10 protein-coding genes and 1 pseudogene are annotated in these 10,889 nt (G+C 35.1%); all 11 read right to left on the bottom strand.

What is annotated here, in order from left to right:
- Positions 1-324 (bottom strand): annotated as a pseudogene (locus DWX62_RS06410) (UDP-GlcNAc--UDP-phosphate GlcNAc-1-phosphate transferase); the annotation flags it as partial.
- A 28-nt stretch (positions 325-352) separates the two neighbouring features.
- Entirely contained in the window at positions 353-1,333 is a 981-nt protein-coding gene (locus DWX62_RS06415; protein ID WP_120172655.1) for an NAD-dependent epimerase/dehydratase family protein, read from the bottom strand.
- Between the two features lie 62 nt (positions 1,334-1,395).
- Complete coding sequence (locus DWX62_RS06420; protein WP_133302355.1) at positions 1,396-1,581, bottom strand: hypothetical protein; 186 nt, start codon at positions 1,579-1,581, stop codon at positions 1,396-1,398.
- Positions 1,582-1,674: 93 nt separating this feature from the next.
- A complete protein-coding gene (locus DWX62_RS06425; protein ID WP_120137071.1) occupies positions 1,675-2,826 on the bottom strand; it encodes a glycosyltransferase in 1,152 nt (383 codons plus the stop codon).
- The gene (locus DWX62_RS06430) at positions 2,823-3,917 is read right to left on the bottom strand and encodes a glycosyltransferase (protein WP_120137070.1); all 1,095 of its coding nucleotides are present in this window, start codon (positions 3,915-3,917) and stop codon (positions 2,823-2,825) included. Before DWX62_RS06430 ends, DWX62_RS06425 begins: the two co-directional genes overlap by 4 nt.
- A 9-nt stretch (positions 3,918-3,926) precedes the next feature.
- On the bottom strand, positions 3,927-4,355 hold the full coding sequence (locus DWX62_RS21895; RefSeq protein WP_165852958.1) for an acyltransferase: 429 nt from the start codon (positions 4,353-4,355) through the stop codon (positions 3,927-3,929).
- Positions 4,356-4,476: 121 nt separating this feature from the next.
- The gene (locus DWX62_RS06440) at positions 4,477-5,580 is read right to left on the bottom strand and encodes a glycosyltransferase (RefSeq protein ID WP_120137068.1); all 1,104 of its coding nucleotides are present in this window, start codon (positions 5,578-5,580) and stop codon (positions 4,477-4,479) included.
- Entirely contained in the window at positions 5,577-6,413 is an 837-nt protein-coding gene (locus DWX62_RS21795) for a hypothetical protein (RefSeq protein WP_133303663.1), read from the bottom strand. Before DWX62_RS21795 ends, DWX62_RS06440 begins: the two co-directional genes overlap by 4 nt.
- A 430-nt stretch (positions 6,414-6,843) precedes the next feature.
- Positions 6,844-7,737, bottom strand: a complete 894-nt coding sequence (locus DWX62_RS06450; RefSeq protein WP_120172656.1) for a glycosyltransferase family 2 protein — start codon at positions 7,735-7,737, stop codon at positions 6,844-6,846.
- A 927-nt stretch (positions 7,738-8,664) separates the two neighbouring features.
- A complete protein-coding gene (locus DWX62_RS06465) occupies positions 8,665-9,978 on the bottom strand; it encodes a UDP-glucose/GDP-mannose dehydrogenase family protein (protein WP_120172658.1) in 1,314 nt (437 codons plus the stop codon).
- A gap of 14 nt (positions 9,979-9,992) precedes the next feature.
- A complete protein-coding gene (locus DWX62_RS06470; protein ID WP_120137062.1) occupies positions 9,993-10,517 on the bottom strand; it encodes an acyltransferase in 525 nt (174 codons plus the stop codon).
- Between the last annotated feature and the right edge of the window lie 372 nt (positions 10,518-10,889).

Here is a 10,889-nt window from a genome sequence, read left to right on the forward strand (position 1 = left end):
AAACAGTCCCCACTGATAAAACATCAAGGCCATGGCAAAGAAATGAAAAAGCAGCCTTGTCATCTGTCCGGTGGATTTTATATCGTCCACGAAGCTGATGAACGTCACCAGTGTCAAGGCAAGCAGGAACCAGGGATATTCAAAGCCACTCATCAGGAAATAGGCCAACGCCCCGAAATAAAAGATAATCCCACCACCACGCAAAGTCACTTTCGTATGAGAACTCCGCTCATTGGGCTTGTCGATGATATTGCACCTATCAGCTATCTTAAAATAAAAAAGTTCTGCCAAAAACAGCAGAACCAGTATAAGCAGATAATACATAACAGTATTAATTTTTAATTATCATTTTTTAATCCAAGAACGATTTGATCGTTCTCACTATCCCCTCCTCTGCCCTCACCGGCATTCTGTCAATTTCCAGGGCAGCCTTTATCTTCGCATTACTCACCACATAATTCTCTGTCAACTTGCGCAGGCGCTCTTCATTCAAAGGCAAATGGAGCAGAGTCCCAAGCCGGGCACAGAACTCCATCAGTCCTCTGTTTATCTTCCAGATATGTGGTTTACGGTCCAAAGCTTGACACATCAAAGTTATCAGCTCATTCGTGGACAAGACTTCGTCATCCCCCATATGGTAGATACCACTCGCCACCTCCTTAGTCAACAGCCTTTCCACCACATAGCAGAGATTATCTATCGAAGTAAAAGACCTTCTGTTCTCAAAAGCCCCCAAAGGCCAGGGAACCCCTTTCCTCACCACATTATAAAGAAGATTCAGATTGCCTTTATTGCCGGGACCATGAATCATGCAAGGACGCAGAATATAGACCTTTTTGTCATCATACGGATTAGCTTTCAATTCTCCATTTTCAATCTTTAACTTGCCAAGGATGTAATTCTCGGCAGCTATCTTACTCTCCCCATAAGGACCAATCGGAGACGGCACCACATCCTCCGTCAGCATATCCCCCACTACACTGTCGGCAGCGGCTTTTACAGAACTGAAGAATACGAACTTCTTCGCAGTAGATTCCAGAAAGAAATCAAATATCTTTTGGGTCAATCCCGTATTGATATCAAAATAGGCTTGGGCAGCAGACTGGTTCTTCGTATCATGGGCTTTACCAGCCAGATGAATAATGGCATCGAATTCAAGAAGATTCCGCATCGGAAAAGAAGCCGGTTCAATATCTTTCCAGAAAAAAGTCTTTATCACCCCCGCCTTTTCAGGAGCGACAATATCCAGTCCGTAAAGGCTATGATGTTCCTTTAAAGCAACAACAAGATTGGAACCCACAAAGCCGTGGATTCCCGTGATAAGTATGTTCATTGAAATATGCTAAAATTATACTGACTAGAAACGTATGTATTTGATAAACTCAAATACAACTTTCATTCAAACAAAGCTTTTATACGAAAGCAAAGCCTATCCAATAATTCTTCACCGGAAATGCCACGCCTAATATCATCACGTCCTTCCGTAATGATATCAGGATTATTCTTATTACCCACATTTACAACTACCGGTTCAGCAACATTCGGCACCATCTGTTCTTGTTCTTTATATGGTTTGTTCACGGATTCAATCACTCTTAGGTTATGAAAAGATATGTAAGCCAACAATGTACGTAAAGGCTGAAAATAAAAAAAAATACTTTTTTACCGACATACTCAGTAAGCACCTTGTATAAATTCTTGAAATTCTTTGCCGATGGTCTCTCTTGAAAGCCGTTCCATTATATAACCTTTTGCGAGTTTACCCATTTTAACTCGTTGTGCCGGGTCATTTAAAAGTGAAACTAATAGATTAGCCAGTTCTAAATTTGAATTTGCTATTCCTATTTCCCCTTTTTCAATTGATAGACCTTCGGATCCTATTTTAGTAGTAACCACACATCTACCCCGCCCCATAGCTTGAATAATCTTGTTTTGGATGCCAGCTCCTGATATCATCGGAGCTATAACGACCGAAGCCCTATCAAGATATTCATTTGTATCCTCAACATATCCTGTAACAAAGATATTCTTGCTATTATCTAGATTCTGAATTTCCCGAGTCGGATGTGTCCCAACTACATAAAACTTTACAGTCGGTATTGATGCTACTACAAAGGGAAAAATATTACTTACAAAGTTCTTTACAGCCAATATATTAGGAGCATAATTCATTTTACCGACAAAAACAATAGCACCATTTTCTTCAGGAAACACTATATCAGAAACATTTGCCATATTACCTATAACAGAGAGTTTCTTATTACAATTAGAATTATCCAAAATAAAAGCTTTATCAACTTCTGAGATAACACATGCACGATCAAATTCGTCTAGCAATGTGGATTCATAAATTTTACATCGTTTCCAATCAATTGTATAAATCCATTTCATTGGAAACCTTGCATACTTCCGCGCTTTATCATAATTCATAGAGATTGCATCTACAAAATCTATCACCCTGATAACAGATTTATACTTACGAACATATTGAGCAGTTCGTAAGTTGTTACAAAAAACGACATCAAATGAATGGATGATTGAATCAATATACTTTTGAACTTTTTTATTATAATAATAATTTACTTGAATTGGAAGATCGTTTAGAACAAAATTCAGAGCTTGGAATAGATGTTGCAATTTGCTATTTTGAAAATATTTATAAGAGCCATAATTATCAGGCTTAGATAAGTTTTCGTCACTTCCTATTATGATAACATGTACATCAAAATATAAACGAAGAAATTCAAGACATTGTGCTGTACGAATTTGATCACCACCGACAATTGGGTAAATAGGACGAGAAGATATGAACAGTAGTTTTTTCATTTTTTAATGAAGCTCGTATTAATCATTATTGAATTATTAAGGGAAGCAATAAGGTTGTCAAAATGTTTTTTAGCTATAATGTCTGAAAAATATTTAAGGAATAATTGAATAGAATATGAATTTATTCTTTCGTAGGCCAATGAATTCATTTTTTCTATAAATTCAGCAGCATTATTACATTCTCCCCCAATCCTCGCAAAATCTGTTTCTATTCCAACAAATGCTTCAGTTGTTCCGAATATACTCTTTCCGTAACTGAGTGCTTCAATTGTTTTAGTTTTCATTCCTGAGCCCGAAAAGATAGGTGCAATAACAGCCAATGCGTTTCTATAACACATATCTAAATCAGGAATGTATCCTTTTAAACGAACATTTGAAGTCAAAGGCAATTTCTTTATCGCATTATTATAACAACATGAACCCACAACCCATATTTCATGATTAATGTATGGTGCTACGTTCTTGATAAACCAAGCTATTCCTTCAACATTTGGAAAAAAGTCAGAACCAACAAATAGGAAATAATCATCATTATGTGATGTGGCAAAAAGATCTTTTTTTATGGAAGTACTAATAGGAATTATCATATCTGCATCCCTATTATAAGCCTTTCTCATCTCCAAGCTATCGCGTTCGGTTAATGTAATCAGTTTGGTTGTATTATTGATTGCTTTTCGTTCATTCCAACGAATAATACGATATTGAAAATAAGAGATCAAAGTTTTGGCATGAATATGACGATGCTTATATAATTGAGATTCTACATTATGAGCAAACGTTATAGTTCTGATAGAATTCCGGAGGAGTAATTGGGCTAAATTACCTCTTAGTGAAAGTTCAATAAAAGCTATCCTGCAATCGTTAGCTAACGCCATTTTTATTATACGTTTTTCTTCATCTCTACTCATTCCATAGCTACATGCTGAAAAAGATGAAATAATTACCCTCTTCAAAGAAGATTTTTTAAGATGATATTCTATTACGTTTTCTTCACCCAATATGGACTTCAAAAAACGTAAATTCCGTTTACACACATAATCACCTCCAAAAGAATTTGATTCAAATTTGGGGGCTATATATAAAAGTCTCATAAATAAAAGCTATTTAAACCAACCACGATGACCTAATTCATATTCCAAACAATCATCTCGCCTGCCTATGACTTTAGCAGGATTACCTACAGCTATACTCATTGGTGGAATATCCTTGGTTACCACACTACAAGTACCAATAACCGCCCCCCTGCCAATGGTCACTCCTGGCAAAACAGTCACTCGTGATGCAAGCCATACATAGTCTTCTATAACTACAATTCCACTATTCGTAGAATAAGTTGGAGAATTATAGTCGTGTTGAAGAGACCATATATTCACATCTTGAGCAATATCCACATTTTTTCCTATTTTCACGCCACCTCTTCCATCTAAAACGACTCGTTTATTCACTGTACAATGCTCCCCAATTTCAATCCGATACGGTGAACGTATATCGACATTTCTACAGATGGCACAATGTTTGCCTATTTTCATCCTGAAACATCTTAATACAAAGATTCTGAATCGATGAAGAGGAATAATCATAACTATAGTAAGAAACATATGATATATGTCCGATATAAAGTTTTTCATGTATTTAAAATTAAAACCAGCCCTATATTTCACCTTTAAAAATTGACTCCCATCTATTAATGACATTATCCACAGAAAAATCTTTAGCCCTTTTATATGAATTGAACGAAAATCTTTGCCATTCAATATTATCATTCATTAAACGGATTATATGGTTCGCATAAGTCGTTATATCATTATCTCGTACTAAATAGCCCGTGTTATCATTAAGGATAATGTTGCGAGGACCAACACGGACATCAAAAGCTATCTGTGGTAGCCGACACGACATAGCTTCTAATAGTACTGTCGGAAAAGCCTCTGTAAAACTGGACATACAATATACTTTTGATCTATACATAAGGTGCAAGACTTCTTGGCTTGATTTTTGTCCTAACAGTGTTACAGAACTACCAATACCTAACTCGATAATTCTTTTTTCCAAGTTATTTCTTTCAGGCCCTTCGCCCACTATGAAAAGTTTAATATTACAATCAGACAATGAAAGAGCGACCTTCCAAATATCAAGTAACCTTAGAAATCCTTTTTCAGACGATAGTCTTCCAACTGCAATAGCAATATTATCTCTCGGTTTTATACTATTGCATTCCATATTTATCGAAGAAATAAAATTGGGAACTGTAATCAGTTTTGTATGCTTATTATAAGGAGTAATCATTTTCCGTATTTCTTCTTTAACATCATCTGTAAGAATAAGGAAATTGTCAATATTGAGATACCGCAATTTGAAATCGTTCTCGATACCCTTATGACCGACATAATCATGATGAAGCTGAGCAATACGGATATTGGTATTATTAGAATATTTTGAGAGCATTATATTATATTCATTGCGCGTCGACACAATAATCGTATTATTCAATTTATGAATAAATCTACGGATTGCCACATAAGAGACACCTCTCCTATATAATTTGTAGAATATTGATTTATCACCATGATGAAGCTTTGTCAGATGAATAATTCTTATGCGGGAATCGATATTTGACAATTCAATGTCTTGCAATGTAAGCACCAAAAAAACTTTGTATCCTCTTTGAACTAATACATTGGCAATATTCGTAATACAAATTTCAACACCTCCTATTTTAAGGTGCTGAAGAAGAAAATAGATAGGTTTATTCATTTTACTATCCCTAAAGACCTATCGCAATCTGTAGCTTTATTGAAAAATAAGAATGCTACCATAAGTGGTATTATGTTATTGTGATATACTTGTACATCCCCCTTATAGTTGAAAGCTAAGAATAAACAGAAAAATGCAATCTTAGTAAATATATCAAGATTGCTTCGAGTTAGAAAAATCAAGTAAAACAGCGAAAAAAAGACAAATATAAATCCTATTATACCATAATACCCTAATATTCTCAAGTATCCTGCATCCACACTTCCAAAATATCCTCCAGCTTCATCCATGAATCGACCAGATCCCCAAATAAAAAACTGTTGTATATACTTGCTTTCGTACATATCCTGCAAATAATCTGTTGACGGGGTTCGAAATTCTCCATCAATAAATATGGAATCTAATGGCTGTACAAGATAATTATATACTACTTTATATAAAAATGGATCTGAAATCATATCCACATAATAATATAATAGGACGATTAAGCTGATGATAAAGACAATCATAATCACTATGAATGATATGGCTTTTTTTAGCTGTCCATTTAAAATTTCACGAATAAAATAAAATGCAATTCCAGTAATTAATGCAACAATCGAAAAACGTCCATTCAAAAGAGCGAAAACAGTCAAGAATATAAAGTAGAGAATTTTTCTCTTAAACAGTTTTATATGAAGAATATAATAAAGTAAAACAAAAGAGTACATAGTAGCAAGACCAAAGAACTGATAACCACAGATTGCAGTACCTCTAAGCCTCCCATATACTTCAATTTTATCAACATCTCCTCTGAAAATACTAGATATATTATAAAATGTGTCACAGAACATTGATAGTAAAATCAGCAAACATTGAAATATGAAACAATAAACGATAGTTTTGGGAATATTTATGTAATTAGAAGCTTTGGTGTAAAAGACAAAAGATACATAATACAGAATTAGGCTGGACAGCCACATGCTTGTTAATGAAAAGTCAAATTCTCTATAGTAAATAGTAAGGAAAAAAGTCCAAAAAAACAAGAAATAGTGAACCGATAGATAACTACGTATTGCCTTTTTAAAATTGACATTGATTTTGTTAAGCTTTAGCCAACTATCTCTTTTTAAAGCTAAATATAAACATAGTCCTACCATTACCAATTTGGCACTACTCAAACCCGGCAATAATGGAAATGCAAAAACTAAAAAAAATGTCAGTATACTATAGAAAAATCGTAATTTAGCGTCTATTAGTCTTTTTTTTTTACAACAAATAAAATCATATTTTCTTTTTTGCTTCAAGATAACCTGCATACATTCTTATAGCCTTAATCAAACTCCATTTTCGATGGATATATAAAATATAATTACATAACTTTTTTAATCCATAGTCATGGATTATTTTCCTTATAATATAAGGTGAAATTATAGGAGTAGATAAATTATATAATTTTCTCTCATATAAAAATTGATTAATACTTATACCCACTTTCATGTAGTTAAACATTCTATCATAAGTTTGTTGTCTAAAAGTTATAGATCCTTCTGTATCAGTCAAACAATACAAACGCTCTGATATAATTTTATATTTGCGTGCATACCCAGACATTTTCAAATTGAACATAGCATCATTACCAACCGGAACTTCATCGAAGACTAAACCATAATCAAATACTAATTTCGAAAATATACATTTATTCCATGGAGACCAAATACCAAATTTCACAAGTGTATCATCTTTCGTCTTAAAATAGTCCTCGTACTTACCAGCAATACAAGATGCCCTAGCTTCCTTTCGCGTCGAGTTTGATGTCACATTAAAATACAAAACATCTAAATCTTCATTCAATTCCTTATCCAATACATCAAATGTACCGTCCACATAATAATCATCTGCATCAGCAAACAGCAACCATTTACCTTTGGCATGTTTCAATCCAACATTTCTTGCATAACCGGCTCCTTTACCATCTTTCGTTAAGTACACTTCCACACATTCATCATCCATGCCAGGAAAATGATAAAAGTCCACTTTGTCTAAATCGCTATTATCATCTACTACAATAACCTGAATATCAACACGCTTTGGAATAGAAGCTAAACATCGTTGCAAAAGTTCAGGGGTATTTTTATGCGGAATAATCACACTGTATTTTTTCGTAATACTCGACATTATATGGTTTTATTATTATATATGCTCACGGATATAATCAATAACAGAGCGATGATGTATGGAAAATTTTCTCGCAAATAGATTGGGACTATGGGACAATAAAACTATATCTTCTTTTTTCCACGTATAAAGGTTACCACGCGACCAGTCTATTTCACGTAGATTAGATTTCATCCTATCATCTTCCGAGGTTATATATTGCATTTTGCAAATAGAGAATTCATAAAGACGGTTTGTTTATACACTTCATCTGCACACATAGTATATTTGAATCGTCGAAATATGTCTTTCTTCTTTGAGAGTAGAAATTCAACAGCATTATGTGTAACACTACACCAATTAATGCCTTTATAAACACCGAAATTAATATCTGATTTACACCTTGATACTCCTATCATTTTTTGTATCTTAATACTAAATGTAGCAAATCCTGTTCGTAGCAAAATATTCGTGAATCTCCTTCCGAAGCAAGTATAAAGATGGTAATAATTAATTCGTTCAAATCCAGCCTTTTCGTCTATACTATCCTCATTAATAATAACAAAAAAAGCACCTTTATGCAATTCGAAAAAACGATGTACGTATTGAATCGGATAAGATAAAGAGGTAAGTCAACACCAGACAGCAAATGATAATAGTCAAAATTAACGGGACATTCAAATGCTTCCTTAAACAACAACATTTCACACTTAATCTGTGAATAATTACCCCACTTTACATTTATTGGTTTGTCTATAATTACCCCTTCATATTTTTCGACTATTTTATACATTTTTATTTTATACCATAAGACACCTTTTTGTCAATGTACACAAAACAAACATTGTTTTCGTGATACAGTTTAGAAAGCAATAAATTCAGAATCTCCGGTTCATTATATGCCATGATTAAAAAGGCGTGTTTCATATTGCATTCTTATCTTAATCCTTACTGTCCGATACAAAAATATTCAACTCCCACTTCCTTCATCTCCTCAGCATCATAAATATTACGCCCATCAATCACCAACGGTTTGCGCATACTACGAGCAATCACCCTCCAAGAAGGCAAACGAAATTGTTTCCACTCCGTTAACAGCAATAATGCATCCGCATCAAGTACCGCATCATACATATCATTAGCATAAGTTACCACATTACCCATACGGCGTCTACATTCATCCATAGCAACTGGATCATAGACTCTAACCTTGCAACCCGCCTCCAATAACAGCTTAATTGTTACCAAAGAAGTAGCCTCACGCATATCATCTGTCTCAGGTTTGAAAGCAAGCCCCCATAAGGCAATGGTACGACCTTGCAAGTCACCTTGATAAAAGCCACGAAGTTTATTAAAAAGTACAGACTTTTGCTTCTCATTCACCTCTTCTACAGCCTTCAGCACTTTCATCTCGTATCTATTTTGTTCTGCCGTCTTTATAAGCGCTTTTACATCCTTGGGAAAGCAACTGCCACCATACCCACAACCCGGATAAAGGAATTTGCTGCCAATACGGCTATCACTACCTATACCCTTACGAACCATATTCACGTCGGCACCCACCAACTCACAAAGATTGGCGATGTCGTTCATGAAGCTGATACGGGTAGCAAGCATAGAATTAGCCGCATACTTTATCATTTCCGCAGAAGGAATATCGGTAAAAATGACACGAAAGTTATTGAGCAGAAAAGGACGGTAAAGTCTAGTCATCATTTCTTTTGCCTTTTCGCTCTCTACGCCTACCACTACACGGTCAGGACTCATAAAATCCTTGATTGCAGCACCTTCTTTCAAAAATTCCGGATTACTTGCCACATCAAAAGGTATCTCTACTCCTCGTTGCTGCAGCTCTTCTTCAATAACAGCTTTCACCTTTTTAGCAGTACCAACCGGAACCGTAGACTTAGTTACCAATACCGTATATTTTTTTATATTTTGTCCGAACTGACGTGCTACAGCAAGTACATATTGAAGGTCAGCACTACCATCCTCATCCGGAGGTGTACCTACGGCACTAAAGACAATATCCACATCATCAAGCACTGAAGTCAAATCTGTAGTAAAGTTCAAACGCCTCTCCCGATAATTACGCAAGACCATTTCATCAAGTCCCGGCTCATAGATGGGAATTTGCCCACTGATAAGCGCATTAATCTTTTCTTCGTTCACATCCACACAAATGACATGAACACCCATTTCTGCAAAACAAGTACCTGACACTAAACCCACATAGCCAGTGCCTACTATTGCAATATTCATACCATTGATTTTTATTAATGAAACATCCCTTTTACTTTCAAATCGAAATAATGCTCTTTATTTCGGTATTTGATAACTTTGGCTGGATTTCCACCCACAATAGCCAATGGAGGCACATCCTTACACACCACTGAACCTGCTGCAATTATAGCACCTTCTCCAATAGTAATGCTACCAGTCACTATCACCCGATTACCAAACCACACATTGTCGCCAATTACGATGTGTTTCAGCACATACGTTGCATCATAAGGGATACAAGTACCCTCATAATTATGGTTTTGGGTAATTATCATGCATTCTGTACCCGAATGAAAGTTACTGCCAATTGTAACACTACCATCACCTAAAATTTGCATCCCGTTAAAGTTACAATTATCACCTAAAATTACTTTACCTCCAAATACACAGGGGGCATTGACACACAACCCCACACCATAGGACGTAATTTGACGCTTTGCGTGATACATGGCCCACCAACGACGAAACTTGAACCGCATCCTAACCAGCAAGTGATAAGGGAATAGAATTTTTTTCATTGTAATTAAAAGCCTATGTTTTTCACCTTGTAATATGTAATATTTTTACCATTCAATAACACAAAAATGTCAAAATAACATCCACTTTTGTTTCCAAGGCCTATCAAATTCTTTATATCTTGTCCACTTTAGTTAAGCCCTTCTACTTTGAAAACATTCAAGAAAATAGCAGACTTACTAATCCATTCCATGTTTTGTTTAAACTTCTTAGACATGAAACTACCATCCAGAATGGCTCCATTCTAAAATATTCATTAAACTCCCCAATTAAAGATATTACTTATTCCATAATAATTATAATTACGAGCTATATAATGTAAGCACTCAATTTAGGGCATCCCCCTTCGAAAGGGCACTTTTCAGTGCCCTAAA

The sequence above is a fragment of the Bacteroides sp. AF20-13LB genome (assembly GCF_003603065.1).
GTDB lineage: Bacteria > Bacteroidota > Bacteroidia > Bacteroidales > Bacteroidaceae > Bacteroides > Bacteroides uniformis.

What these genes read in the sequence shown, in the direction of transcription:
- DWX62_RS06415 (WP_120172655.1), bottom strand. Translation starts at nt 1,333, where the DNA reads ATGAACATACTTATCACGGGAATCCACGGCTTTGTGGGTTCCAATCTT.
- DWX62_RS06425 (WP_120137071.1), bottom strand. Translation starts at nt 2,826, where the DNA reads ATGAAAAAACTACTGTTCATATCTTCTCGTCCTATTTACCCAATTGTC.
- DWX62_RS06430 (WP_120137070.1), bottom strand. Translation starts at nt 3,917, where the DNA reads ATGAGACTTTTATATATAGCCCCCAAATTTGAATCAAATTCTTTTGGA.
- DWX62_RS21895 (WP_165852958.1), bottom strand. Translation starts at nt 4,355, where the DNA reads ATGAAAATAGGCAAACATTGTGCCATCTGTAGAAATGTCGATATACGT.
- DWX62_RS06440 (WP_120137068.1), bottom strand. Translation starts at nt 5,580, where the DNA reads ATGAATAAACCTATCTATTTTCTTCTTCAGCACCTTAAAATAGGAGGT.
- DWX62_RS21795 (WP_133303663.1), bottom strand. Translation starts at nt 6,413, where the DNA reads ATGTTCTGTGACACATTTTATAATATATCTAGTATTTTCAGAGGAGAT.
- DWX62_RS06450 (WP_120172656.1), bottom strand. Translation starts at nt 7,737, where the DNA reads ATGTCGAGTATTACGAAAAAATACAGTGTGATTATTCCGCATAAAAAT.
- DWX62_RS06465 (WP_120172658.1), bottom strand. Translation starts at nt 9,978, where the DNA reads ATGAATATTGCAATAGTAGGCACTGGCTATGTGGGTTTAGTGTCAGGT.
- DWX62_RS06470 (WP_120137062.1), bottom strand. Translation starts at nt 10,517, where the DNA reads ATGAAAAAAATTCTATTCCCTTATCACTTGCTGGTTAGGATGCGGTTC.